Genomic DNA, 23810 nt, shown 5'->3' on the forward strand with positions numbered 1-23810 from the left:
CGGGCCGTTCCTGCGCAAGGACATCGCGGCATGCCATGCCGCTGCGGCCGAGGCAGGTGTGGAGCTGGGGCTATTGGGCGCCGCCGTCCAGGAGGGGCCACTGGCCCTCGACTGAGGGCGATGTCAGATCTGGCCGAGATACCGCTCGACCAGCGCGACTGATGTCCCCGGATAGCTGCGTGCTGTAGCGGCATCCAGTCCGTCGCGCACCAAAAGCCGGGCGAGGCGGCTGTTGATCAGCGACAGAACGAATGCGGCCAGCAATTGGTAATAGGCGATCTCGCCGGTCAGGGTCCCGCCGAATTGCAGGTATCGCCTGATGATTTCGTCGTCATCAGGTATGCCGGGCAGGCGAGTGAAGCCCAGCGCCTCGCACAGAAAGCGCTCGAACATCAGCCACCAACCCAGGTCGATGTCCGGCGGTCCGGTGCCCGCGGTCTCCCAGTCGAACAGTGCGACGACCGACAAGTCGTCGCCGAAACACATGTTGCCGACCCGGGCGTCGCCCCACACCACTGTCTCGGCATCGGTGTCAGGTGCCGATTCAAGAAGCACCCGTAAGGCCTCGGCGAGCACGTCAGCACCGACTACCAGATCGGCGCGACACCACTCGTACCAGCCGCTGAGTTTGTCGAGGTAGCGCTGCAACGCCGTACGGGTCGGATCGACAACGCCGCGGAGGAATCGCAACGTGTCGGGGTCGTCGACGCGGTGCACATCGACCAGTGCGCGCAGCCCGTTGTCGCACAACAGGCCCCGATCGGCAGCGGACAGGTCGACGGTCCAGCCCCGCTTGTGCCAACTCGGAACGTCCGACGGTGTCCGCCCCCGCACGCGGCGCATCACATAGAACGGCGAGCCCAGAACCGCGGCGTCGCGCTCGATGCCGACGATGTCCGGTACTCGAATGCCTTGCGTGCCAAGCCGTTGCATCACGTCGGCCTGCCGCGGGGCGTCGGGCATTGTGAACAACTGGTGGTTTTCGGCCTGGGCGCGCAGCACCAGATCCTCGGCATGGCCTACGCCGAATTGGTCGATCCAGGCGGCGGTGAAGAACGCCGTTCGCCCGGAGTAACCGGCTGGCGGTGCGGTGAAACTGGAGACCTCGAAGGCGGTCCCTTCCGCAGCTGCCAGCCGGAGAGGCAACCAGGCCTGCATCACCTCGCCCACCCGGTCGCCGATGTCGCCACGTGTCGACGTGTACGCCATCACGAACCCCTTGCCAAGATACTGAACACTACTGTCAGAATAGCGGTCATGGACGACAGTCGGTTGAGCAGTCCGGCGCTTGGGGCCTATGTGCTTCCCGGACGTGTCACCGATCCGAGCGCCGTGGTCAGCCAGGCTCGGGCCGCCGAACGACTGGGCCTGCGCACGATGTGGCTCAGCGAGCGGTGGGGTACCAAGGACCTCGGCGTGATCGCCGGTGCGGTCAGCCAGGTCACCTCGGAGATCCGAATCGCTTCGGGCATCACGCATTTGCAGTCGCGTCATCCTGCATTGCTGGCGTCGCTGGCGATGACGGCGCAGGCGCTCTCGGGTGGCCGGTTCGTGCTTGGCGTCGGACGCTCGGTGGACGCCATGTGGAAGGCCGTCGGATTGCCGAGGTCGACCAATGCTTCGATCGTCGACCATGTCGACATCTTCCGCCGGCTGTGCCGGGGCGAGAAGGTGCGCTATGACGGACCCGCGGGCACGTATCCGTCGTTGCGGCTCAATGACTTGCCCGATCAGCCGGTGCCGCCGCTGGTCTTCGCGGCGATCGGGTCCAAGGGCCTGCAGCTCGCCGGCAGGCATTTCGACGGCGTGCTGTTGCATCCGTTCCTGACGACTGCCGCCGTGCGTCGTTCTGTGCAGCTCGTGCGCGGTGCCGAACGCGCGGCGGGCCGGCCGCTGGGAAGCGTGCGGGTATATGCCACGGTCGTGGTGGCCTGCGAGCTCCCCACCGACGAAGAACTCGCGGTGGTCGGAGCGCGGGCGGTGACCTACTACCAGATTCCGGGCTTCGGCGAGCGACTCGCGGACGTCAACAGATGGGATCCGGAGCCGTTGACGCTGTTGCGATCCCATCCGCTGCTTAATGGGATCCGAGGCTCGGCGGACTCGGTGCTCACCCGGGAACAACTCGTCGAGGTCGCATCGCTGTTGCCCGCGGCATGGACTGGCGATGCGGCGGCGATCGGATCGGCGTCCGCGTGCCACCAGGTATTCCAGCGCTACCGGGAGGCAGGGGCCGACGAGCTGGTGTTGCACGGAAGCGCGCCCGACCGGCTCGGCCCCCTCTTCGCGCAGGCAGACTGAGCACAGTTACCCGCAAAACAGTTAAATATTGAGCGGATTAGTTCTACGATTCGGCCATGGATCTGAAACTCCAACGCATCGCCGCGTGGGGCGGAATCGTCATGCTCGCGCTGTTCTTCGTCTTCTTCATGCTGATCGGCAAGCTCATTCCGCCGCTGTCACCGACGCTGAGTGCGCAGCAGGTAACCGACTTCCTCATTGCCAACAAGTTGCGGGTACGGATCGGCCTCGCGTTCAGCCTCCTCGCCGCCTGTGTCGCGTTGCCGTTCCTGGCCACGATCTGCCTGCGGGTGGGTCGGGTCGAGGGCAAGTGGGGCGTGTTGTCGGTGACCCAGATCTTCGCCGGGGTCATCTTCGTGCCGGGCTTCCTTTTCCCGATGATGGTGTTGGCCGCGGCGGCGTTTCGTCCCGAACAGCGCGATCCCGGGATCACCCAGGCACTGAACGACGTCTTCTGGTTGATGTTCGTCGGGATCGTCGGAACCCTGGTGGTGCAGGCCCTGGTGCTCACGACCGCGTCGTTCGTCGACCAGACGGATCCGCCGACATTCCCGCGGTGGTTCGGCTATCTCAATGCGTGGTATGCGTTGCTCGCCCTGCCCGGTGGCGCGGTGATGATCTTCAACGAGGGTCCGCTCGCGTGGAACGGTATCTTCGCCTTCTGGATTCCGCTGGTGGCATTCAGCGTCTGGATGATCGCGGTGACCACCGTGATGCTCCGATCGATCAGCGCGGAGCAGGCGGCCGATCGACCGCTGGCGACCGCTGCCGCGTGACGGTCAGCGCACCGACCGCGCAGGCACCGACGCGGCGAGTTCCCGGCGAGAACGGCACGTGGGTCTTCCTGTTCGGCGACATGCTGGTCTTCGGCACGTTTTTCGCCACCTTCATGGTCGAGAGGGCCAAGGCACCCGAGATCTTCGATGCCTCGCGAAAGACATTGCACATCGGTGTCGGCGTCACCAACACCCTTGTTCTGCTGACGAGTTCGCTGTGTGTGGTCGTGGCGCTGGGCGCGCTGCGATCGGGCACGCACGACATCGCGCGCTGGGCAGTACTGGCAGCCATGGTGTGCGGTGGAATCTTCGTACTGCTCAAGGTGTTCGAGTATCACTCGCTAGTGGCGCAGGGGCATGGCGTCGGGGCGAACCATTTCTACCTGTATTACTTCATCCTCACCGGCGTGCATCTGTTTCACGTCTGCGTGGGCGCAGCGGTGTTGACGTTTCTGCTGAGCCAGACCCGCCGGCACGAACTCAGTGAAACGCGGATGGCGGTGCTCGAGGGCGGGGCCTGCTTCTGGCATCTCGTCGACCTGTTGTGGGTTGTGCTGTTCCCGTTGCTGTACCTGGTGGCGTGATGTCCGGTCCCTCAGCTCTCGGATTCGCTCGGGGTCGCGCCGGTGTGTCGTGGCTGGTGCTGGTCGCGGCGACGCTGCTGTCCTACGCATTGGGCGCCGAGCACGGCGTCGGATCGATCGTGGTGGTGGTGGTGTTCGGCATCGCCGCGATCAAGGTGAGGCTGATCGGGCTCGATTTCATGGAACTCCGGAGCGCGCCAATGCTATTGCGGGTCGCGTTCGAAGGCTATTGCCTGGTGCTGTGGGGCGTGCTGTCCGGACTCTATTTGTTTCTCTGAGTGCTCAAGGCGCTCGGTGTCAGTGTGACCTGATCCCGAAGTCGATGTCGTCAATACCGGAGAACGGCGCGAAGCCGGCTTTGTCGAGCCATGAAGGGGCCGCGTTGTGTCCCGGTTCCGGGCGCGCCCAGTCCACCCATGGTCCCCAGTCCTCGCGGCGCAGTTGCAGTTCCAACGTTTGCGGATGCTTGTCCGCGGCATCGGCGTATCGGCGCGCGAAATTTTTCATCTCGGGTAGTAGCCAGACGTCTTCCTCGGAACGCCACTTGCCGTCGCCGGCGTACTCGATGAATTGATACGACGGGAAATCGATGGGCTGGCCACCCGGTTCCGGATTGTCGGCGCGATTGAGCACCTTGTATGCGACGCGCGCGCCATCGACGACGTACCAGACGAGCGGGCTGTAGACCTGTGGTGCGGCACCCATCGTCCCCTCGAGGAATTTGGTGATTTCCACCGGACCGGTGAACGTCCCGTAGAAATGGTCGAAGTAGGTCGCGTCCTCGGTGAACAGGCCGGCCCAGGCCTGCCAGTCTTCGAGCACGGGGCCGGTCATGAAGTAGCGCCGAAATTCCCGCTCGACTTCCGCAGTATCTGACATCACGGCTACCCGCCCAATCGCAGACCGGTGTTGCGGGTGCCGAACACGTCGGTAGCCATGATCGCACCGAGTTTCTCTGCATCCCAGCGCTTTTCGCCGTTAGAGACAGACGCGACAGGATGCCAGCCCTTGAGTAGTTGGAGATGTTCGCCCATCGCGCGGATCACCTGACCGCTGACGTGACCGGCCTCCGGACTGGCCAACCAGGCCACGACCGGCGAACCCAGTGACGGGTCCTTGGGGTCGAACTCGTCGTCGGCGCGTTCGTCGGGCTCGATAGGCGCCTGCGCGCCGGGCATGGACGCCGACATCCGGGTGCGACCACCGGGGCTGATCGCATTCACAGTGGCGCCGATCGACGCCAACTCCAGGCTCAGGGTCTGGGTCAAACCGACGATCGCGGCCTTGGCGGCGCTGTAGTTGGTCTGCCCGAAGTGGCCGTGCAATCCGGCGCCGGAGGTGGTGTTGATGATGCGGCCGTAGACCTTTTCGCCGGATTCCTTGGATTCCGCGCGCCACTTGCGGGCGACCGCGCGGCTGGTGAGCCAGCTACCGCGAACGTGCACCCGCATCACGAGGTCGAAATCGTCGGCGGACATGTTCCAGATCGCCTTGTCGCGAACGATTCCCGCGTTGTTGACGACGATGTCCAGCCGCCCCAACTGCGAGTAGGCTCGCTCGACGGCGAGGTCGACCTGCTCCTCGTCGCCGACATCGCTGAAGTCGGAAACAGCTGTGCCGCCGCGGCTTTCGATAATCGCTACGACTTCGTCGGCGACCTTGCCGGTGCCCTCGCCGGACAGGCTGGTGCCGAGGTCGTTGATGATCACTGTGGCGCCGTGCTTGGCCAGCTCGAGTGCGTGGCCGCGGCCGATGCCGTGCCCCGCCCCGGTCACCAGGGCGACTTTGCCGTCGAGTAGTCCGGTCATGGGCTCTCCTCGGTTGGTGTGAAGATCGTCAGGTAGGGGCTGTCGGGATCGGCGTCGTCGACGGGGCGAAACACCGCGGTCACCGGCATTCCGACCCGAAGGTCGTCGTCTGCGCCTTCGATCGTCGTCATGAGCCGTGGGCCTTCGGCCAGTTCGACGATCGCGGCCACATACGGCAATCGCTCCTTGAACGGTGCCAGATCATTCACGTAGACAGTCGAATACGTATAGAGCGTCCCGCTCCCGCTGGCCCGAACGGGATGCACATCCTCGCTCCAGCAGAACGGGCAGAACGGGCGCGGATAGTGATGGACCTTGCCGCACGCTGCGCATTCGGCGATCAGCAACTCACCCTGCTTCGCGGCCTCCCAATAGGGAGCGCTCGCCGCGTCGATGGTCGGAATGTCAGCGCGAGCCACCCTCACCACCCGGTGAACTCGGTGGGACGTTTCTCCACGAAGGCCTGCACGCCCTCCGTCGAGTCGTGCGAATACGACTGGATTTCCTGCGCCATCGCCTCCGCGACGAATGCGCCGGACCGGTCGGTGTCGGGGGAGTCGTTGAGCAGTCGCTTGGTGAACGCGATCGCGGAGGTCGGCGCGCCGGCCAGCCGTCCGGCGAAGTCGGCGACTGTGGCGTCGAAGTCGGCGTCGCCGACCACCCTGTTCACCAGTCCCAGCGTGAATGCTTCGGTAGCTGAGAGTTTTTCGCCGAAGAACGCCATCTCCTTGGCCTTCTGCATGCCGATACGACGAGGCAACAGGTAGCAGCCACCACCGTCGACGACCAGCCCACGCTTGACGAACGACTCTGCGAAGTAGGCGTTTTCGGTCGCGATCACCAGGTCGGAGGCGTACACGACGTGCGCCCCCAGGCCCGTCGCCGCACCGTGCACCGCGGCGATCACCGGTTTGTTGCAGTCCAGCACGCTGGCCACCAGCTTCTGGGCGCCGTTCATGATGCGCCGGGTCGGCTCCAGCACACGCTTCTCGCCCATAGCGCGCCGTTCGGCCAGCGATCCCACGTCGGCGCCGGAGCAGAAATGCTTGCCGTTGGCGCGTAGTACCACCACGCGCACCTTTTCGTCGGCGTCGGCGGTGGCAAGCAACGCGATGAGCGCATCACGGTCGTCGGGGCGTACCGCGTTGGCCGCTTCGGGTCGGTTCAGGGTGATTGTCATGACGCCGTCCGCGACGTCGGACAGAATCGCTGCCTGCGTGGTCATCGGGTGTAGGTGGCTTTCAGGTGTTTGATGCCGTTGACGAAATTCGACCTCAGCATGACCGGTTCGCCCGCGGGGGTGATGTCCGGGTAGCGCGCGTAAAGCATCTTGAATGCCACGTTCAGCTCGAGGCGGGCCAAGTGGGCGCCCAGGCAGAAATGTGGTCCGGGACCGCCGAAAGCGATGTGGTTGTTGGGTTTTCGTGCGATGTCGAAGTGCTCCGGCCGGTCGAAGACCGCGGGGTCGCGGTTGGCGGCGGGATACCAGACCACGACCTTGTCGCCCGCGTTGAAGGTGTGGGTGACCTCGCCCTGCGGGCCGGTCAGCGTCACGCCGTCGCGGGTGACCGTACGGCGAAAGTGGATCACCGGGCTGGCGTACCGCAGGATCTCCTCGACCGCGGCGGGCGCCATGTCGTCGTAGTTCGCCAACAGGCGGTCGCGCTGCTCGGGGTGGGCGCTGAGAATGAGCAGCCCGTGGGTCAGCGCATTGCGAGTGGTCTCATTACCCGCGCCGATCAGCAGGATGAAGAACTTCGCCAGCTCCTGAGGGGTCAGGTTCTCCTCGTCTGACGTGACCAGCTTGCTGATCACGTCATCACGCGGATGGGCGATGCGGTCCTCGGCGATTCGCCTGAGCAGGTCGATCAACTGCTCACTGATCTCGGTGACGGCGGCGCCAATCCCCGCAACGGTCTGGTCGGGTACGTATTCGGGATCCGAAGCGCCTAGCACGATGTTGGTTGCCCGCAGGATGAACTGTTCGTGTTCGCGTGGAACGCCGAGCATGTTGTCGATGATGCGCAGCGGCAGCAGCGTCGCGAACGACGAGACGAAGTCGCACTCACCCGTGCGGGGCATCTCTTCGAGGATCTCGGCGGTGGTCTCTTCGGCCAAGCCACGCAGCTCGGAGAGGATCCGGGGGGTGAAGCCCCGCGAGACGATCTTGCGCAGCCGCATGTGTTCGGGATCGTCCATGTCGATGATCGAGCCGCGGTATTCGCGCATCTCGGCGGTCTGGTCGAAAATCTGGGTGCCCTGCCCGGAACTGAACTCGGCAGGCCGGCGGCTGATGTCCACAACGTCGCGGTGAGCGCCCACCGCCCAGAACCCGCGGGGCTGCGGCGAGTCGGGCCGGTTGGTGCGGACGAATACCGGGCCGCCGGCCTCGCGAAGTTGCCGGTAGAGCTCGCTCCGGTCAGCTGGACGCTCCTGCCACCACCGAAGATCGATCAGCGGTGCGAACTGCTGCTCGTCGGTGTCGATTGCGCTCACAGCACCCGATTCTGGCACTCATGTCACTTCTAGGCAATGCCGGGGTGCTGTATCAAATATGGCAATGGCGGGATATTTGTTCGCAAGAGGCGCGAGTTATCTAACATTGGTGTCACTGCAGTCGGATGGGCGGAGGAGAGCACATGACCTTGCGGGTCGGCATCATCGGAGTCGGTTGGGGCGCCCATGTGCAGGTGCCCGGTTTCCGGGCGGCGAAGGGCTTTGAGCCCGTCGCGCTCTGTGCGCGTACGCCCGATCGGCTGGAACGCGTGGCGACCAAACTGGGCATCGAACAGACCTCCACCGATTGGCCGTCATTCGTCACCCGCGACGACCTCGACGTCATCTCGGTCGCGACTCCGACCGTGCTGCACCACGAGATGACGATCGCTGCCCTAGCCGCGGGTAAGCCCGTGTTGTGCGAGAAGCCGCTGGCGGGTGACCTCGAAGCAGCCCGCCACATGGTGGGTGCTGCGGCCGACTCCAAACTGCCCACTGCCTGTTGCTTCGAGAACCGGTGGAACCCCGACTGGTTGGCCGTCGCGGACCGGGTGCGCTCGGGCTTCCTCGGCACGCAGTACCTCGCGCGGGTCAGTCGCAGCGCCTCCTACTGGCATCCGAGTCACCCGCTGCAAGCTCACTGGATGTACGACCGAGCCCAAGGCGGCGGCTATCTGGCCGGAATGCTGGTGCACGACCTGGACTTCCTGTGCAGCCTGCTCGGCCGCCCGGTGTCGGTGTGCGCAGAAGTGCGCACCAGTGATCCTGTCCGCGAACTGCCCGACGGCGGGACCCTGCCCGTCACCGCCGACGACACCGCGGCGCTGCTGATGCGCATGGAATCCGGGGTTACCGTCATTCTGAGCCTCTCCGTGATGGGCGCCCACGCCGACCACTACCGCCTCGAATTATTCGGCTCCGACGGCACGATCATCGGCGACGGTGACTTGCGTTCCACGGCATACAGTCTCGGCGCTGCCACCGATGCGGGGTTGAGTCCACTGACTGTCGACGAACGCGAGCCCGCGCACCCCGAACGGCTGCCTGGGGGACTGGCTGGTCACGCCAGCCGGGCGATGGCGCTGATGCTGCAGGACTGGCTGCCCGCCTTCGACGGTGGGCCCAGTGGCGCGGCCACCTTCGAGGACGGGTTGCTATCCCTCGCGGTGATCGACGCGGCGCATCGCTCGTCCGAGGGCGGCGGCTGGGAGCAGGTGCTGGTTTGAGGCGCACTTCAAGTAGCCAATTTCAGCGGCAGAAGAAGGGAAGTGCCTAATGAGAGGTGGACCGTCGATCAAGCATCTCGACGACGTACCGGCCGAGGAAATGCTGCGTTACGAGTTCGCAGATGGTCGCACCGCGTCGATCTGGGAGAAGTGGATTGAACTGTCTCCCCGTTACTTCGCGTTCTGGAACAAGTGGGACCCGGGTGCCATCTCCTCGCAGCACGGTCACACCGGCGATCACAGCAACTTCATCCTGGCCGGCGAGATCCGTTGCGGTGACGCGGTCGCCCGCGCCGGTACGCACATCATGCTCGAGTGGGGGGACGTGTTCGGACCTTGGGAGGCCGGCCCTCAGGGATGCGAACTGTACGGGTTCATCGCCGGAGAGGGACAACCGTTCAGCGGCGACACCACCGCGTACGAAGCGTTGCTCGAGGCGCGTGGCGCCCGATCGGTACCTTTACCGATGCCAACACGCTTGCCGCCGTGGATACTTGCCAAACTAGGTGTGCCATTCACCTCATCGACCACCAACTGGAAGGCGTCGACCTGAGCCGCTCGGGTTTCGTGCTCGTCGTCGGAGCTAGTTAAGGGACGACCCGGCGTCCACCGTGATGTGTCGGCCGGTTATCGCTCGCGATTCGTCCGCTGCCAAGAACGCCACCGCAGCGGATGCGTCAGTGTCAGCCCAGGTCGCCGCTGGCCATAACATCGTTGAAAGCGACGCCGCGCCAGCGCAATTGCCTTCAGAATCCGCGTCGAGCATGACGGGCCGATGCAACCGTCCGGCACGCCGCACATCGCCGGCATTCTCGGCGCCGCTGACGGTGTTCACCCGGATGCCTTGTGGCGCTACTTGTTTAGCTAGCGTCTTCACGTACTGCGAGACCATCGACTGAGCGAGCTCATATGCTGCCGCACCGGGTCCCTGTGGTCGATCGAGAGAAGGTCCTTGCGGGGAGCATGTGGGACCCGAAGCGATGAGAGACGCACCTGCGCTCAGTCGCGGCATCGCGGCGCTGAAAGTGTTGACCACGCCGATGAAGTCGACGTCGAACGTGTCGATGAAGGCCGCGATTGGGGCTTCCGGCCGGATCGGGGCGATGGCGGCGTTGGCGACGACGACGTCGAGTGCGCCGAGCTGCCGCACCGCGGCGTCGACGGCCACCTCCATTTCGGCTCGATCGCAGACATCGCAGCGATACACCGCCACCGTTCGGTTGAGCTTCTCGATCATGCACGCGGTGCGGTCGAGGTCTTCGCTAGTGGCGAGGGGATAGTCACACGAAGGGATGTTGTCGCAGAGATCCACCAACATGACGTCCGCGCCTTCCCGCGCCAAAATCAGCGCGTGACTTCGGCCCCGCCCCCTGGCTGCGCCGGTCACGAGCGCCACCTTGCCTGCCAGACGTCTGCTAGTCACGAGCTTCTCCGGAGACCTGTCCCTCGGCGGGCGGGTAGATCAGTACGCCACGAATATTGGCGCCGGCGTGCATATCGGCGTAGCCGTCGTTGACCTTCTCCAGCGGGTAGGTGCGGGTGACCATGGATTCGAGGTCCACCTGCCCGGCGCTGTACAGCTCGAGGATCTTCGGGATGTCGGCACGCGGATTGCCCGAGCCGTATAGGGTTCCGATGATTTGCTTTTCGGTCAGGGTGAGGTCCATCAGGTTGGCCCGGATCTCCCGTTCCAGCATCGGGTGAATGTTGGTGACCACCAAGCGGCCCCGCTTGGCCGTCATGGCCAGCGCCCGGCCGACCAGTTGGCCGTCGCCGACTCCCATCGCGCAGATGAACTTGTCTACGCCGCGGTTCCAGGTAGCCTCGGCGACAACATCTTTGGCCTCGTCCCAGTCCGCCGCGGTGTGAGTGGCTCCCATCTTCACGGCTTCGGCGCGCTTGTACTCCGACGGGTCGATGACGGTGATCGTGCGGGCACCCGCGAGCCGGGCACCTTGCACCGCCGCGGCGCCGATGCCACCGACCCCGGCGACGGCGACCGTGTCGCCCGGCCGGACCTCGGCGGCGTAGACCGAGGATCCCCAACCGGTGATGAAGCCGCAGCCGAGAAGACAGGCCAGGTCGAGGCGATAGTGGTCCGGGATCTTCACGCAACTCGCCTCGTGCACCACGGTGTGGTGTGCGAACGAGCCGACTCCGCAGGCCAGCGCGAGGTCTTCGCCACCGAGATGGTGGCGGGCAGTTCCGTCGTGGATCTGCATGCCGGAGTAGATCTTTGCGCCGAGGTCGCACAGGCTCTGATGTCCTGTCGAGCATGAGGGACAGCGGCCGCACGACGGGATGAAGCTGAATACGACGTGGTCGCCCGGCGATAGCCACGACACATGCTCGCCGACGGACGTGACGATGCCGGCGCCCTCGTGCCCGCCGATGCAGGGCAGTCGGATCGGCATGTCGCCGGTGACGAGGTGGTCGTCGGAATGACACATGCCCGAAGCGTGCAGTTCGACCAGTACCTCGGTCGCCTTGGGCGCATCGAGTTCGATGGTCTCGACAGACCATGGTGTGTTGCGTTCGAACAGGACCGCTGCTTGGGTGCGCACTGAAATCCCTTCCGGCTCAACGAATGATCGCTTGATGTTCGACGAAGCCGGCGATGCCCTCGGGGCCGCCCTCGCGACCGATGCCGGACTGCTTGAATCCACCGAACGGGCTGGCGAAGTCGAGCACCGCAGTCGAGTTGACGGCTACCGAACCGACGAGCAGTTGGGCCGCCACGGCGGTCGCCCGTTCCTCGTCGGCGGACCACACCGCACCGACCAGGCCGTAGCGGGAGTCGTTGGCGATGGCCACCGCCTCGGCGTCGTCGTCGTAGGCGATGACGACCGCGACCGGACCGAAGACCTCTTCGCGGGCGATCTCCATGTCGTTGGTGGCAGCGACGAGCGCGGGTGAGACGAACCACCCTGGGCGGTCGGGCCGCTCGCCGCCGACCAGCACAGTGGCGCCGTCCCGCCGCGCGCGCCGCAGGAACCCCTCGACCCTGTCGCGCGCGGCCTCGTTGATCAGTGGACCGATATCGGTGTCCCGGTCGGCGGGATCTCCGACGACCAAACCGGCGACCGCGGTGGTGAGTGCGGTCACGAACTCGTCATACCGGCTGCGTGGCAACAAGATACGTGTGAGTGCGGCACACAGCTGACCGTTGTTGCCCATCACGCCGGCGACCAAGCCGGGCACCGTCGCCTCGAGCGGCGCGTCGGGCAGCACGACGGCGGCCGATTTTCCGCCCAGCTCGGTGCTGCAGCGGCGGATACGGGAACCGCACGATGCCGCGATCCGCGCGCCGACAGCCGTCGATCCGGTGAAGCTGATCTTGTCGACGCCTGGATGATCGGTCAGCAGCTCGCCGGTTTCGGCACCGCCGTTGACGACATTGACCACTCCGTCGGGCAGTCCCGCTTCCTCGATCGCCTCCATCAGCACGCCGAATTCGAGTGGAGCGTCAGGCGACGGCTTGAGCACCATCGTGCAACCCGCGGCCAACGCCGGACCGAGTTTCAACGCGGCGATGAACAGCGGAGTGTTCCATGGCACGATGGCCCCGACCACGCCGACGGGCAACTGACGTACCTCGACGGTGCCGCCCGTCATGGACGCCCGCCTCGACGAGAAGGGGTAGTCCGGGGTGATCGCCGCGTAGGCGCGCAGCACGCCGACCGCGGTGATGACCTGACCGAATGTGCTCCACGATCGCGGGGAGCCGATCTCCGCGGTCGTCAGGTCGGCCAGTTCGCCTTTGCGGGCGTTGAGCGCGTCGGCGAGTCGGCCCAGCGCCGCGCCGCGATCGGCGGGGGGCACCCGCCCCCAGCCCGGCAGCGCGCCGCGGGCGGCCGCGACCGCGGAGTCCACTTCCGCACGGCGGGCTACACCCACGGTGCCCAGCAGCTCGCCGGTGCTCGGCGACGTCACGGCCAGTGTCCCGGCGTGCGCGTCCGACACCCATTTGCCTGCGACGTAGCTCGCCGCCAACTCGACCATGGCCACCGATTCTGGCAGCAATGTCATCTTTCGACAAGCGGCTCATTGGCTCTGAAGCGACGTTTCGGTTTCAGTTCTTCGTTTTTTCTGACACTATTGGTCACTATGACTGCATCACCCGACAGCCGCGCCGACGGCGGCGCCGGCCGGCCCTGGGAGCTGATCGTGGAGCGCGGCAAGATCGCCGAGTTTGCCGAGGCCATGTTGTGTGACGATCCGGCCTATCGCGGCGCCGACGCGATCATCCCGCCGACGTTCCTGACCACCGGCGGCCGCTGGGCGCCACCAGGCGCCCGGGTAAACGTGGGGTTCGACCGCAAGCGCTTGCTGCACGGCGAGCAGGAATACACCTTCCACTCTGCTCCGCCTGCAGCCGGGGACGTCCTGACCGCACAGGAGCGGGTCGCCGACCGGTACTCAAAACCCGGCAAACGCGGGGGCACAATGCGTTTCGCCACCGTGGTGACCGAGTACCGCAACGCTGAGGGAGTGCTCGTCGCCGAGGCCAAAGCCACCTTCATCGAGACGGCGGCCAAACAATGACGGTGACGACCACTCCCGTGAGTGTCGGCACGCAGGCACCGGCCCGCGATTTCGGACCACTGACCAGGCAGATGTTCGTCCGCTACGCGGGCGCCTCCGGTGACCTCAACCCCATGCATTACGACGATCACCTCGCGCAATCCGCGGGCTACCCCTCGGTATTCGCGCAGGGCATGTTCTCCGCGGCGCTGCTGGCCGGTTTCGCCACCGACTGGCTGGGCGCAGGCAGCGTGCGCCGTTTCGGCGTCCGCTTCCGCGAACAGGTATGGCCGGACGATGTGCTGACCTGTTCGGGCAGCGTGACCGCGATATCGGCGGAGTCCGACGCCGAGCGGGTGAGCGTGGAGTTGACCGCCACCCGGCAGACGGGCGGGGTGGCGATCACTGGTACCGCGGAGTTTCTCCTCTCGCGAAACGCGGCTGGACGCGACGCGGGCAGCCCGGATCAGCCATAGGCTGGAAACGCCATGTCCGAAGCCTCGATCGTCCGCAGGGCCAGCTACGGCCCTTCCAGTCCCGCCGTGGGCGTTCGCGGTGCCACCACCCGGGGCAGGATCACCGAGGTCTCGCTTGAGTTATTCGGCAGGCTGGGGTACTTCGACACGTCGGTCGACGCTATCGCCAAGGCAGCCGGGGTGTCCCGAGCCACCCTGTACCAGTACTTCCACGGCAAGGACGAGATCTTCCTGGAGCTGCTCAACGAATGCGGCAGCGCGTTGTTTAGGGTGGCACGTCGCATCGGTGCGCTCGGGGCGGACGAGGTGGGCTTCGACAATCTGAACTGGTGGCTGGGTGAGTGGAGTTGGGTGTTCGACAAGTACTCCACGATGTTCGTGCAGTGGACGGCGATTGCCTCATCGGACACCAAGGTGCGTCCCGAGATCAACCGGTTCGTGCGCGGTTACAACCATCGCATCGCCGAACGGCTCGCCGCCTCCGGACTGAAGGGCCTGGACCCCGAGGTTGCGGCCATGACGATGACCGCGCTGGTGCACCGCATCAATCTGTTCGTGCACACCGACCGCGCCTACGGCCGTAGCGCCAAGGACGCGGTCGACACGCTGTCGGTATTCCTGCAGCTGATGTTGTTCCCCGACACCCCGCCTTCGGTGCTGACATCTCTAGGTCTGCACGCCAGCGCCGACCCGGCGGCGGACGTGGACGCGGTCGAGGTGCCCCCAGCACCAAACGTCGTAGGACTGTCCGTCAGCGAGCGCACTGCCAGCCTCAGCAAGCGCGCCGTGGTCACGGTGAATGCGTTGGCCGATGCCGGCGCCGCTCAGTTCCGTGCCCGCGGCTACCGCAGCACCAGTGTCGACGATATCGTCGAGTCGGCCAGTGTGGCGCGAGGCACGTTCTATAAATACTTCAGCGACAAGCAGGATCTGCTCGCCGCGGTGGCCGCCGAAATCTACGGCGCCGGAATGGCATTCGCCGACCGAATCGCCGACGTGGACCCATTGGCCAAGAAGTCGACACTGCGGCCGTGGCTGGCCACCTACGTCGAGTTTTATGACAGGTATTCGGGTTGCATCGAGGCGTGGGCCGAGGGCACCACCGACGATCCCACCATCGTGAGCATCGGGGAGAACGGACAGGTGCAGATGGATGTCGGCGCCGCCAGGATGCTGATCCGAGGTCCGGATCGGTATCCCTACGACCCAGTGGTCTCGGCACTGATCCTGCGCGCGCTGGTCACTCGAGTGCCCCAGGCGGCTCTCGATCTACCCGAGCCGATCGGCGACGACGAACTCATTGACGTGTTGATGACCTGCATCCGTCGTGGATTCTTCGGACGACAGAAGTAAAACTGGCTTACCGCTACGCCGTCGTAACACCCGCGGCGACGAGCTCATCGATCGCTGCCGCCGAATATCCCAACTCGCGCAAGATCTTTCGGTTATGTTCGCCCAGCGCGGGCACGTCACCGATCATCGGATCGACACCGGCCAGGGAGGCTGGCGGCGACAGCGCGGCCGCCGGGCCGCCCGGCGTCTGAATCTCGTGCCGCCGGTCCCGGCCGACGATAACCGGATGCAGCCACAACTGGTCGACGTCGTTCATCCGGGCGTGTGCCACGCCGGCGATCTGCAGGCGCTGCTCAAGTTGTTCCGCAGTTAGCCGCGCCGCCACCGACGAGATGATCGCCTCCAACTCGCCACGGTTCGCTACCCGCTCGGGGTTTGTGGCGAACCGCAGATCGTCGACGAGATCCGTTCTGTCCAAGACATTTTCGCAGAGACGTTGCCATTCGGCCGGGTTCTGCACAGCGAGTAAGACGGTTCCGCCGTCGCCCGCGGTGAATGGGCCATACGGGGCGATCGTCGGATGCCGCGGACCTGTGCGTGGCGGCGCCGTTCCGCCGTACCGGCCATAGTAGAGCGGCTGGGACATCCACTCGACCAACGCATCGAACAACGACACCGACACCGGATGCACCGCACCGGTCGTGGCCCGGGTGTAAAGGGCGGTGAGGATTCCGGAGAAGGTGAACATGCCGGCAGCGATATCAGCGATCGAGACACCGGTGCGTGCCACTTCGGCCGGCGAGCCGGTCACCGACAACAGTCCAGCCTCGGCTTGTACCAAAAGGTCATAGGCCTTGCGGTCGCTCCACGGGCCGTCCTGACCGTAGCCGCTGATCGTCGCCGTAATGGTCTGCGGGTGCGTGCGGGCCACCGATTCGGCATCCAATCCCATTCGGGTCGCGGCGCCCGGTGCCAGATTCTGCACCAGCACGTCGGCGCTCTCCAGCAGACGGTCAACGATGCGTCTGCCCTCGGGTTGCTTGACGTCTACGGTCAACGACTCTTTGCCGCGATTGAGCCAGACGAAATAGCTCGACTCGCCATGCACCGCGCGGTCGTAGCCACGGGCGAAGTCGCCGCCGTGCGGTCGCTCGACCTTGATCACCCGCGCGCCCAGGTCGGCGAGCTGGCGGGTCGCATACGGCGCTGCCACTGCCTGCTCAAGGCTCACGACGGTGATATCGGCCAATGGCGCATCGGTCAATTTAGGCCCACTCCTAGATCTGATGACAGCGATGTCAGATTAAAGCTAAACGGCCGGCGCGGACCGACGTGATCAACCCGATGCCGCGACGGCCATCCCGGTGATCCATTCCGGCACCGGCTCGTAGACCAGTGGCGTGACCGGCTGCGCACCGCCCGCGGCGCCGGCGGCAAGCCAGGTTCTGACCTCGTTGGCGCCCGCGCCCGCACGGACGTGGGCGGTGTCGACGAGCTGAATCAGCGCAGCGACATCCCAGCTCGACATGGCGTCTAACACTTCGGCGTCCCAATCGGGACGGATCTTGGTGCGCGCTTCCGCCATACCCTCGGCGATGATTCGCGCGCGGTCTTCATCGCTGAGGTCGTAGGTGTCGACCTCCAGACTCGGCGGGGAATGAGACAACCCTCCGGTGCCGACTACCAGTACGCGCTCGGCGATCCTGTCGAGGAACCGGCCAACCTCCGTGCCGAATTCGGCTACCCGACGGCCAGCCGGAAGCGGAGCCGTGGCACAGTTCACCGGCACCGGGATGACCGGCTTGGCCGCTAATTCCCCGAGCAGGTCCCGAACAGGTTGGGCGAACGCGTGATCCAGCCCAATGTCACGACATGCGGCGACATCGAAGCCGGCCGACAGCAGGTGTTCACACAATTGGCGTGCCAGCTCGGACGGGACATCCAGGTCGCCGGCCGGATGGCCGCCCTCGGCCAGAATTGACGCAGACAACGCAACCCCGAACGCGGGCACCACGTGGCGAAACGCGCGGCGGTGGTCGCCGCCGAACACGATCACGACGTCGGGATCGAACTGTTGCGCGCGCTCGGCCGCCGAGGCCAGTGCCGAACGGAAGCGGCGACCGAAGGCGTGTTCGGCGTCGCGTTCCTTGCCTGGGCTATGGCTCGCGCAGACAACCAGCCGCTCTGACGTCACGTCCATCACCTCTTCGCTAGAAGTGACGCTAATGTTAGATCAGTTTGGCTGCCACGGCGAAAACCCGACGGGACGGTTGCGCCTTCACCCCCTCAGGACGATGCCCTGCGTCAGCGCCACGATGACGCCGAGAATCACGATGAACGTCACGCATACCGCGACAAGCCGGACGGTTTCTCGCCGCAACGCTGCATTGGTCTGCGGGGGAAGAAAGAATTCAGCGGGCAGATCTTTCATGCGGTCGCTTGCCACCACGACTCCTTTCGGATCACGGAATGTAGGGGCTGTCGGCGCCAGTCACGTTGCGCAACACCACGAGCGGAATGATCAGAAAAACGAAGAAGGTGAGCTGGAAGATGATGAACCAGGCGCCCAGGCGCATGAGTTCGAATCGCCATCGCGGAATCGCCACCTCGTAGTTGAGGTAATCGTCGAATTCTTGCTGCTTGGTCAAGACCGATTGCTTGGTAGCAACGGCTGTCCCGCCGCGACTTTCGGTGTCGCCAGGCGGTTGCAGGGCGATGCGTGGGACGGTGAAGCGATCTAAGCGGCAGAATCGCTCGAAATGGTTGAGGCCGCGAATCGGTGGTTTACCGGCCCAGTAGGCGATCAGGTTGGGCCATACGCACATGATCCCGATGGTCCAGAGCAAGGTGATGCGACCGCCGTTGCTCCACTCGAGAACGGGCCCGATGCCGGGATCGTAGGTCCACCATCCCATCGCCGTGGCAGTGCCCTCGACGGCGAAGTCCCAGACGTAGTTGACCGGAATCGCCAGCACCAACATGGATTTGAGCATGCTCCAGCCAAATCGCGCGGAAACCCATTGACTCAGCCACAACACCAGGATCGCGTGTACTCCCCAGTACACTGCGTACGCGAACGGCATGAACAGCGGATCGTTGGGAGTCTTGATCGGTAGCCAATCGAGCAGATGGTGTTGCGCAAACGCGGGACTGTAGAACAGCATCTGGCCCCAGTCTCCGACAGTCTCCATCCAATACACCGCAAGACTGTTGAACAGGAACAGGAAGCCCCAGGTCAGTCGGCGCCGACGGATGACATCGGCGACCGCCAGAACGATGAAGACGCTGCCGGCGATCGGTATCACCCAGTTGAAGAACCAGACCCCGGACGGATTGAGGGTTGCTGGTGGCGCCAATTGTGACGTGGCGACAAGCATCGTTGCCTCTCGACGAGCAAGTGAGGGAGCGGGCTCCATCACGTTCAGCCGATCTTTCTACATGTGTAACCTAGTTCACTATATTTCGTTTGTCACCAGAATGTGTGATGGGGGTGTCGCCGTATGACGGCTCGAACGCTGCGGCGCAGCGCCAGCACGGCGGCAGCGAATCTCACCGCGGCGGGAGAGCTTGTCGCCGCAGTCTTGCCGACGCTGCCCGGGTCTGGCCCGTCGTCAGCGGCGGATGTCACGACCGAATGGTTGACGAGACACTTGGCGGGCGCGACGCCAAGCGCTGCGGCGCAGCGCATTTCGTTGTTAGACGCAACGACGGGAACAACAAACCGCCGGCGCTTGTCCGTCGAGTGGAACGAGTCGGGACGCGCGGCGGGACTGCCCGAGCATCTGTTCCTTAAAAGCACACCGCTGTCTGCAAAGAACCGCACGATGGTGGCGGCGTTGGGAATGGCTGTCAACGAAGCACGCTTCTACAACGAGGCTGCCGACGAACTCGGCGGCGTCGCCCCGCGCTCCTGGTATGCGCGTGCCGGGGTCGGAGCACGATTTCTGATCGTGCTCGAGGACATCGTTGCCGCCGGCGGTCGTCCGTATGCATTGGCCGACGTTTGCGACGTCGGTCACGCGCGGGGACTGATCGATGCCTTTGCGACGTTGCATGCCCGGTTCTGGGAGAGTCCGCGGTTGGTCGGGGATCTGTCCTGGGTCCGAACGTGGAGCACCCGGGCGGGGTACGGCGTGTTGAAGAGGTTCTACTCTCGTGGGCGCCGTGGCGCACTGCGCCAGGAACGTCCCGAGGTGACGCCCGCCGTGCGCGCTGTTGCGGCGGCGCTCGACAAGCATGCCGATCCGTACTACCGGGAGTTCGAGTCCGGGCCGCTGACCCTGTTGCACGGCGACTCGCATCTGGGCAACACTTTCGCGTGGGCTGACGGACGCTCCGGACTGCTTGATTGGCAAGTGGTTTGGCGCGGGCCAGGACTGCGCGAGGTGTCCTACTGGATGAGTTCCGGCCTGGAACCGCAGACGCGCCGTTCTGCGGAGCGCGATCTCATCGAGCGGTACCTGGAAGGTCTGCGCGCCGGGGGAGTAGAGGACGTGCCGGCATTCGACGCCGCGTTCGACAGGTATCGCCTTTTCGCCGCCGAAGCCTGGGATGCGACGGCGATGACGATCAATTGGCCGGGCCTGCAGGCGCAGCAGAATGCCGACGCCGCCTTTCGGCGGGCATGTGCGGCCGTCGAGGATCTTGACACCGCCGCGCTGATGAACCGGCTGTACCGATAGCCGCACTCCGGCATCCGATACTGGACGTTGACACTGTGACAGTGAACTGTCATCTTTGGTTAGGTCATGCCAAAGGAGCTGCGCAGTGACGGATCTGAAGTCCCCTAGCCAGGCGGAGCCGGCGGCCGTCGAGTCCGCGCGGATCAAGGCCATTCGGCCGGTACTGTTCTGGTCGAGCCTCGGTGCTGTCTTCGTCGTCGTCGCAGCCTACGTCTACATCGCTTGGATAGCGTCGGGCAATGCGACACCGGTGAACCCGGGTCCGGACCCAATCCCCGGTGCCACTCAGTGGGCGATGACCGCCTTCCAAATCGCCTGCCCGATACTGGCACTGGTCGCGATCGCCTACGTCGTCCGCAAGAGCGTCCGTGAGCGTCAACTCTGTGTCGAAGCCGCCATCGTGATCGGATCGGCGATCGCCTGGTGGCACGACCCGCTGATCAACTGGTTTCAGCCGGCGCTGTTTTATAACGCCGGGCTAATCAACTTCGGCAACTGGACGCAGAACGTCCCCGGCTGGCTCAGCCCCGACGGTCGACTGATGGCCGAACCTGTGCTGATGATCGGAATGATCTACGTCTGGATGCCGCTGGCTATGGGCTCGCTCGCCCGCTGGGCCATGGGTCGCGCCCGCCACCGGTGGCCGTCGCTGGGGCCCGTCCGCACCTTCTGCGCCGGTTGGCTCACGGTCTACGTCATCGAGTTTCCGCTGGAGATCTTTGCGGTGCGCCACGGTCTGCTTGGCTATCCGGCGTCGATTCCGGGCGTCACATTGTGGGCGGGTCAGACCGTCCAGATTCCGCTGTACGGGCCCATCCTGTGGTCGCTGGTGCTTACTTCGAGCGGCGCGCTGATGTTCTTTCGCGACGATGACGGCCAAATCAGGGTCGAGGCGGGGGTGGAGACCCTGCGGTGGGCCGGAACACGGGTCAGAGGGCTGCTCAGGGTGCTGGCCGTTACCGGCTTTCTACACGTGGTGGCAATCGGCGTGTACGACGTGCCGGTGAACCTCGCCGGCTTCTACGCCGGACCGACCCAGACCTACCCCAGCTATCTGCGCACGCAATACTGCGGACCGGGAACGCCCCGGCACTGCCCCGATGGCACCCGGATGGCCGACCGCTAGCTCGCGTCATTTCAGTACCGCGGGCAGGGCGGCGAACTCCTGGCGGATCAGGTCGTCGAGCGAGCGCCCCGGCGTCGACAACCACTCATTGAGGGCCCGCTCGACGAGCAGCATGCCGACCGCCGCCAGCAGCCGGCACTCGCTGTCAGGGGCAGGCATTCGGCGTCGTTCGGCGATGACCTTGGCGACGGTCTCGGCGTTGGCCTCGTGGTTTCGGCGTTCGCGTCCCACCAGGACGAGCGACGACGCGACAGCGTCGTGGTACTGCCCGATCCTTTTACGGATGCGCTTGAGGCCCGGCGCCAGCAATGCGAAGGAATTCGCCAACGCCTCGAAATCTGACACCTTTTCCGGTTGAGCGAGATAGACGCCGCTCACGGCGTCGATGAAGTCGTACTCGCCGAAGAAGAGCACCGACTCCTTGGTCGGGAAGTAGCGGAAGAAGGTCCTCGGCGAAACTCCTACGCTCTCGGCGATCTGGTCTGTGGTGGTTTCGTCGTACCCGTTGGTGCTGAACAGGTTCAGGGCCGCGTTCAGCAGGGCATTCCGAATACGGTCCGCGTGCTCGTCCCGCGGTGATCGGTCGCCCCGGGCCATCCGCCAACCCCCTCGTTCGTATGGAGTGTCCCGACAGTACAACGGCTATGGGTGCCCGCACATCGTTGACACCCGCCGTTGTACCAACGATACTTCCCATTTATGACAGTTCACTGTCAAACGACCCGAGCGCCGGCCGGCGCGGGGTAGAGAGGATCTCCGTCTCGATGACCGACCTCGGCACAACCGGAACGCTTAACATCAACGATCTGCCCTTCGCGGAAGACCGCACGCGCGCGTGGCGCGAGCTGCGGGAGGCCGGTGAGGCGGTGAGTTCTGGCGAGGAGATCGTGCTCACCAGCGCCGAGGCTGTCGAGTTCGCCGCGAAAAAGCCTGAAACCTTCTCGTCGGCAAGGGCTTTCGACCGACTGGGAAGTCCGGTCCCGTTGGTACCGATCGCGATCGATCCGCCGGATCACACCCGCTTCCGGCGCATGCTCGACCCGTTCTTCAGTCCGAAGAAGATGGCCGAGCGTGAGCCCGAGTTACGCAGGCAGGCCGGTGAATTGATCGATGCCATCGTCGCGAGCGGCGAGTGCGACGTAGTTCCCGATCTCGCAACACCTTTTCCCTCGCAAGTTTTTTTGACACTCTTCGGGCTGCCCATGGCCGACCGCGACCGGCTGGTGCAGTGGAAAGATGCGATTCTGCAGTTCACCGACCCGAGCAGCACCGAGGCGACCCCGGAGGTGATGGCTCATGCGCTGGAACTTTTCAGCTATTTGACCGAGCACATCGCCGAGCGGCGCGCCGATGCAACCGGCAACGACATGCTGACCCAGCTGATCCAGGACACCGACGAGGGTGGAATGTCGGACAACGAGATCCTGGGCCTGTGCTTCATGTTCGTGCTGGCCGGGCTTGACACCGTTACCTCTGCCGTCGGGTTCTCCCTGGCCAGGCTGGCGGCCGACGACGAGATGCGCCGGCGTATCGCGCACGACTTCACACTCATCCCGACATTCGTCGAAGAGATTTTGCGTGTCGACGGTCCGGTACCGTTTGCGCCACGTGTCACCACGGAGGAGGTGGAAGTAGCGGGCAGGTTCGTGCCCAAAGACACCACGGTGATGCTCAGTTATGGCAGCGCCGACCGCGATCCGCGCCGATACGAGGATGCCGACGAGATTCATCTCGACAGCAAGGCCGTGCATTTCGCCTTCGGGCGCGGACCGCACCGCTGTCTCGGCTCACACCTGGCGCGTCTCGAACTCCGCCTCATCCTCGAGGAGTGGCACTCACGCATCCCCGAATACACTCTGGCGCTGGGCAAGCCGCCACAGATGCCGTGGCCGACCGGGACGATGTCCCTGCAATCGGTACCGCTGTGCATCTCGCCGTCGTCGCGGCACCAGTAATCTCGCGCCTGTCGCGAAGGTTCAACCGACCTTCGGGACGATTTCCTCCGCGACCCAATGCATGTGGTCGAGGTAGGCGTTGAGTCCCTCGAGCGCTGGCGGATTTACCCAGGTATCTGTGACGCCGCGCTCGGCTAGCATGTTGCAGCTGTCGATCACCTGCTGGGCATTCTGGCCGAATTGTGCGTTGGGATCCTCGACGATGGCGTGCTCTTCACCGATGGACAGCACCGCTAGGCTGTAGAACAGCGAGAACGGCCGGTCATCGAAATCGGGTTGCGAGCGCAGGTAATCCATCTTCGCCGGCAATTCGTCGGGCTTGGTCAGCCACGGTGCCCAGCCGTCACCGAACTTGGCCGCTCGGCGCAACACCGCGTCGGCGTCTCCGCCCATCCACACCGTCGGGTGGGGTTTGGAGATTGGCTTGGGGCCGAATGCGATGTCGCCGAACTTGACGAACTCGCCGTCGAAGGTCGGCGAATCGCTGTGCCACAACTCGAACATCGCCTCAAGGCACTCGTCCGCCAAGCGGCCACGCTTGGTGAAGGGGACACCGATCGCGT

General features: G+C 64.8%; 26 protein-coding genes and 2 pseudogenes. 13 read left to right on the plus strand and 15 right to left on the minus strand.

Annotated features, from left to right (window positions below; translation table 11 throughout):
* A pseudogene (locus VN856_RS20715) lies at window positions 1-115 on the plus strand (NAD(P)-dependent oxidoreductase); the annotation flags it as partial.
* An 8-nt stretch (window positions 116-123) separates the two neighbouring features.
* Here the strand turns inward: VN856_RS20715 and VN856_RS20720 are convergent.
* Entirely contained in the window at window positions 124-1209 is a 1086-nt protein-coding gene (locus VN856_RS20720; protein WP_325692429.1) for a phosphotransferase family protein, read from the minus strand.
* 48 nt (window positions 1210-1257) lie between these two features.
* On the opposite strand from VN856_RS20720, the gene VN856_RS20725 reads away from it, so the two are divergent.
* Genes VN856_RS20725 through VN856_RS20740 form a run of 4 tightly spaced genes read left to right on the plus strand, consistent with a single transcriptional unit; the run spans window position 1258 to window position 3939 of the window.
* Complete coding sequence (locus VN856_RS20725) at window positions 1258-2301, plus strand: TIGR03857 family LLM class F420-dependent oxidoreductase (RefSeq protein WP_325692431.1); 1044 nt, start codon at window positions 1258-1260, stop codon at window positions 2299-2301.
* Window positions 2302-2357: 56 nt separating this feature from the next.
* A complete protein-coding gene (locus tag VN856_RS20730; protein WP_325692433.1) occupies window positions 2358-3077 on the plus strand; it encodes a hypothetical protein in 720 nt (239 codons plus the stop codon).
* Window positions 3074-3661 carry a cytochrome c oxidase subunit 3 gene (locus VN856_RS20735; RefSeq protein ID WP_325692435.1) on the plus strand — a complete coding sequence of 196 codons (588 nt, stop codon included), beginning with the start codon at window positions 3074-3076 and terminating at the stop codon, window positions 3659-3661. The genes VN856_RS20730 and VN856_RS20735 overlap by 4 nt, the downstream gene beginning before the upstream one ends.
* A complete protein-coding gene (locus VN856_RS20740; protein ID WP_325692437.1) occupies window positions 3661-3939 on the plus strand; it encodes a cytochrome C oxidase subunit IV family protein in 279 nt (92 codons plus the stop codon). Before VN856_RS20735 ends, VN856_RS20740 begins: the two co-directional genes overlap by 1 nt.
* A 19-nt stretch (window positions 3940-3958) precedes the next feature.
* Here the strand turns inward: VN856_RS20740 and VN856_RS20745 are convergent, their stop codons facing one another.
* The 5 genes from VN856_RS20745 to VN856_RS20765 are packed head-to-tail and all read right to left on the minus strand — an operon-like array spanning window position 3959 to window position 7965.
* A complete protein-coding gene (locus tag VN856_RS20745) occupies window positions 3959-4540 on the minus strand; it encodes a nuclear transport factor 2 family protein (protein ID WP_325692439.1) in 582 nt (193 codons plus the stop codon).
* A gap of 5 nt (window positions 4541-4545) precedes the next feature.
* Entirely contained in the window at window positions 4546-5469 is a 924-nt protein-coding gene (locus VN856_RS20750) for an SDR family NAD(P)-dependent oxidoreductase (protein WP_325692441.1), read from the minus strand.
* The gene (locus VN856_RS20755; protein ID WP_325692443.1) at window positions 5466-5897 is read right to left on the minus strand and encodes a Zn-ribbon domain-containing OB-fold protein; all 432 of its coding nucleotides are present in this window, start codon (window positions 5895-5897) and stop codon (window positions 5466-5468) included. The genes VN856_RS20750 and VN856_RS20755 overlap by 4 nt, the downstream gene beginning before the upstream one ends.
* Window positions 5891-6694 (minus strand): enoyl-CoA hydratase/isomerase family protein, encoded by an 804-nt coding sequence (locus tag VN856_RS20760; protein WP_325692445.1) that lies wholly within the window; start codon window positions 6692-6694, stop codon window positions 5891-5893. Before VN856_RS20760 ends, VN856_RS20755 begins: the two co-directional genes overlap by 7 nt.
* Entirely contained in the window at window positions 6691-7965 is a 1275-nt protein-coding gene (locus VN856_RS20765; protein ID WP_325692447.1) for a cytochrome P450, read from the minus strand. Before VN856_RS20765 ends, VN856_RS20760 begins: the two co-directional genes overlap by 4 nt.
* Window positions 7966-8108: 143 nt before the next feature.
* Between VN856_RS20765 and VN856_RS20770 the strand changes: the two genes are divergently transcribed.
* Together VN856_RS20770 and VN856_RS20775 are read left to right on the plus strand one after the other, a co-directional pair.
* Entirely contained in the window at window positions 8109-9191 is a 1083-nt protein-coding gene (locus VN856_RS20770) for a Gfo/Idh/MocA family oxidoreductase (RefSeq protein ID WP_325692449.1), read from the plus strand.
* Between the two features lie 49 nt (window positions 9192-9240).
* On the plus strand, window positions 9241-9744 hold the full coding sequence (locus VN856_RS20775) for a hypothetical protein (protein WP_325692451.1): 504 nt from the start codon (window positions 9241-9243) through the stop codon (window positions 9742-9744).
* Window positions 9745-9774: 30 nt separating this feature from the next.
* Here the strand turns inward: VN856_RS20775 and VN856_RS20780 are convergent, their stop codons facing one another.
* The 3 genes from VN856_RS20780 to VN856_RS20790 are packed head-to-tail and all read right to left on the minus strand — an operon-like array spanning window position 9775 to window position 13220.
* Complete coding sequence (locus VN856_RS20780; RefSeq protein ID WP_325692453.1) at window positions 9775-10614, minus strand: SDR family oxidoreductase; 840 nt, start codon at window positions 10612-10614, stop codon at window positions 9775-9777.
* Complete coding sequence (locus VN856_RS20785; protein ID WP_325692455.1) at window positions 10607-11755, minus strand: NDMA-dependent alcohol dehydrogenase; 1149 nt, start codon at window positions 11753-11755, stop codon at window positions 10607-10609. The genes VN856_RS20780 and VN856_RS20785 overlap by 8 nt, the downstream gene beginning before the upstream one ends.
* Before the next feature lie 16 nt (window positions 11756-11771).
* Entirely contained in the window at window positions 11772-13220 is a 1449-nt protein-coding gene (locus VN856_RS20790) for an aldehyde dehydrogenase (RefSeq protein WP_325692457.1), read from the minus strand.
* A 78-nt stretch (window positions 13221-13298) separates the two neighbouring features.
* Between VN856_RS20790 and VN856_RS20795 the strand changes: the two genes are divergently transcribed.
* From VN856_RS20795 to VN856_RS20805, 3 genes are read left to right on the plus strand one after another with little or no spacing between them, the layout of a single operon-like run.
* A complete protein-coding gene (locus VN856_RS20795; protein WP_325692459.1) occupies window positions 13299-13736 on the plus strand; it encodes an FAS1-like dehydratase domain-containing protein in 438 nt (145 codons plus the stop codon).
* A complete protein-coding gene (locus VN856_RS20800; protein ID WP_325692461.1) occupies window positions 13733-14191 on the plus strand; it encodes a MaoC/PaaZ C-terminal domain-containing protein in 459 nt (152 codons plus the stop codon). The genes VN856_RS20795 and VN856_RS20800 overlap by 4 nt, the downstream gene beginning before the upstream one ends.
* Window positions 14192-14203: 12 nt before the next feature.
* On the plus strand, window positions 14204-15544 hold the full coding sequence (locus tag VN856_RS20805) for a TetR/AcrR family transcriptional regulator (protein WP_325692463.1): 1341 nt from the start codon (window positions 14204-14206) through the stop codon (window positions 15542-15544).
* Window positions 15545-15557: 13 nt separating this feature from the next.
* On the opposite strand, the gene VN856_RS20810 is transcribed toward VN856_RS20805, so the two are convergent.
* The 4 genes from VN856_RS20810 to VN856_RS20825 all read right to left on the minus strand — a co-directional run bounded on the left by VN856_RS20810 (window position 15558) and on the right by VN856_RS20825 (window position 18861).
* The gene (locus VN856_RS20810; RefSeq protein ID WP_325692465.1) at window positions 15558-16748 is read right to left on the minus strand and encodes a CaiB/BaiF CoA-transferase family protein; all 1191 of its coding nucleotides are present in this window, start codon (window positions 16746-16748) and stop codon (window positions 15558-15560) included.
* Between the two features lie 72 nt (window positions 16749-16820).
* A complete protein-coding gene (locus VN856_RS20815; protein ID WP_325692467.1) occupies window positions 16821-17684 on the minus strand; it encodes a 3-carboxyethylcatechol 2,3-dioxygenase in 864 nt (287 codons plus the stop codon).
* Window positions 17685-17762: 78 nt separating this feature from the next.
* Window positions 17763-17915, minus strand: coding sequence for a DUF7156 family protein (locus VN856_RS20820; protein WP_422656570.1), 153 nt, complete (start codon window positions 17913-17915; stop codon window positions 17763-17765).
* A 31-nt stretch (window positions 17916-17946) separates the two neighbouring features.
* Window positions 17947-18861: a spirocyclase AveC family protein gene (locus VN856_RS20825; RefSeq protein ID WP_325692478.1), complete on the minus strand. Its 915-nt coding sequence runs from the start codon at window positions 18859-18861 to the stop codon at window positions 17947-17949.
* A gap of 123 nt (window positions 18862-18984) precedes the next feature.
* Here VN856_RS20825 and VN856_RS20830 point away from each other — a divergent pair, with 123 nt between their 5' ends.
* Window positions 18985-20166, plus strand: coding sequence for a hypothetical protein (locus VN856_RS20830; RefSeq protein WP_325692469.1), 1182 nt, complete (start codon window positions 18985-18987; stop codon window positions 20164-20166).
* Between the two features lie 295 nt (window positions 20167-20461).
* Window positions 20462-21136 (plus strand): annotated as a pseudogene (locus VN856_RS28915) (spirocyclase AveC family protein); the annotation flags it as partial.
* Between the two features lie 162 nt (window positions 21137-21298).
* On the opposite strand, the gene VN856_RS20840 reads toward VN856_RS28915, so the two are convergent.
* The gene (locus tag VN856_RS20840) at window positions 21299-21889 is read right to left on the minus strand and encodes a TetR family transcriptional regulator (protein ID WP_325692473.1); all 591 of its coding nucleotides are present in this window, start codon (window positions 21887-21889) and stop codon (window positions 21299-21301) included.
* 167 nt (window positions 21890-22056) lie between these two features.
* Between VN856_RS20840 and VN856_RS20845 the strand changes: the two genes are divergently transcribed.
* The gene (locus VN856_RS20845; protein ID WP_325692475.1) at window positions 22057-23247 is read left to right on the plus strand and encodes a cytochrome P450; all 1191 of its coding nucleotides are present in this window, start codon (window positions 22057-22059) and stop codon (window positions 23245-23247) included.
* 21 nt (window positions 23248-23268) lie between these two features.
* On the opposite strand, the gene VN856_RS20850 is transcribed toward VN856_RS20845, so the two are convergent.
* Window positions 23269-23810, minus strand: a 542-nt coding sequence (locus VN856_RS20850; protein WP_325692476.1) for an LLM class flavin-dependent oxidoreductase, incomplete at its 5' end; no start/stop codon positions are given.

Source organism: Mycobacterium sp., assembly GCF_035603715.1.
Classification (GTDB): Bacteria; Actinomycetota; Actinomycetes; order Mycobacteriales; family Mycobacteriaceae; genus Mycobacterium.

What these genes read in the sequence shown, in the direction of transcription:
- VN856_RS20725 (WP_325692431.1), top strand. Translation starts at nt 1,258, where the DNA reads ATGGACGACAGTCGGTTGAGCAGTCCGGCGCTTGGGGCCTATGTGCTT.
- VN856_RS20805 (WP_325692463.1), top strand. Translation starts at nt 14,204, where the DNA reads ATGTCCGAAGCCTCGATCGTCCGCAGGGCCAGCTACGGCCCTTCCAGT.
- VN856_RS20730 (WP_325692433.1), top strand. Translation starts at nt 2,358, where the DNA reads ATGGATCTGAAACTCCAACGCATCGCCGCGTGGGGCGGAATCGTCATG.
- VN856_RS20795 (WP_325692459.1), top strand. Translation starts at nt 13,299, where the DNA reads ATGACTGCATCACCCGACAGCCGCGCCGACGGCGGCGCCGGCCGGCCC.
- VN856_RS20740 (WP_325692437.1), top strand. Translation starts at nt 3,661, where the DNA reads ATGTCCGGTCCCTCAGCTCTCGGATTCGCTCGGGGTCGCGCCGGTGTG.
- VN856_RS20815 (WP_325692467.1), bottom strand. Translation starts at nt 17,684, where the DNA reads ATGGACGTGACGTCAGAGCGGCTGGTTGTCTGCGCGAGCCATAGCCCA.
- VN856_RS20840 (WP_325692473.1), bottom strand. Translation starts at nt 21,889, where the DNA reads ATGGCCCGGGGCGACCGATCACCGCGGGACGAGCACGCGGACCGTATT.
- VN856_RS20760 (WP_325692445.1), bottom strand. Translation starts at nt 6,694, where the DNA reads ATGACCACGCAGGCAGCGATTCTGTCCGACGTCGCGGACGGCGTCATG.
- VN856_RS20825 (WP_325692478.1), bottom strand. Translation starts at nt 18,861, where the DNA reads ATGCTTGTCGCCACGTCACAATTGGCGCCACCAGCAACCCTCAATCCG.
- VN856_RS20745 (WP_325692439.1), bottom strand. Translation starts at nt 4,540, where the DNA reads ATGTCAGATACTGCGGAAGTCGAGCGGGAATTTCGGCGCTACTTCATG.
- VN856_RS20800 (WP_325692461.1), top strand. Translation starts at nt 13,733, where the DNA reads ATGACGGTGACGACCACTCCCGTGAGTGTCGGCACGCAGGCACCGGCC.
- VN856_RS20770 (WP_325692449.1), top strand. Translation starts at nt 8,109, where the DNA reads ATGACCTTGCGGGTCGGCATCATCGGAGTCGGTTGGGGCGCCCATGTG.
- VN856_RS20750 (WP_325692441.1), bottom strand. Translation starts at nt 5,469, where the DNA reads ATGACCGGACTACTCGACGGCAAAGTCGCCCTGGTGACCGGGGCGGGG.
- VN856_RS20775 (WP_325692451.1), top strand. Translation starts at nt 9,241, where the DNA reads ATGAGAGGTGGACCGTCGATCAAGCATCTCGACGACGTACCGGCCGAG.
- VN856_RS20790 (WP_325692457.1), bottom strand. Translation starts at nt 13,220, where the DNA reads ATGACATTGCTGCCAGAATCGGTGGCCATGGTCGAGTTGGCGGCGAGC.
- VN856_RS20830 (WP_325692469.1), top strand. Translation starts at nt 18,985, where the DNA reads ATGACGGCTCGAACGCTGCGGCGCAGCGCCAGCACGGCGGCAGCGAAT.
- VN856_RS20845 (WP_325692475.1), top strand. Translation starts at nt 22,057, where the DNA reads ATGACCGACCTCGGCACAACCGGAACGCTTAACATCAACGATCTGCCC.
- VN856_RS20720 (WP_325692429.1), bottom strand. Translation starts at nt 1,209, where the DNA reads ATGGCGTACACGTCGACACGTGGCGACATCGGCGACCGGGTGGGCGAG.
- VN856_RS20820 (WP_422656570.1), bottom strand. Translation starts at nt 17,915, where the DNA reads ATGAAAGATCTGCCCGCTGAATTCTTTCTTCCCCCGCAGACCAATGCA.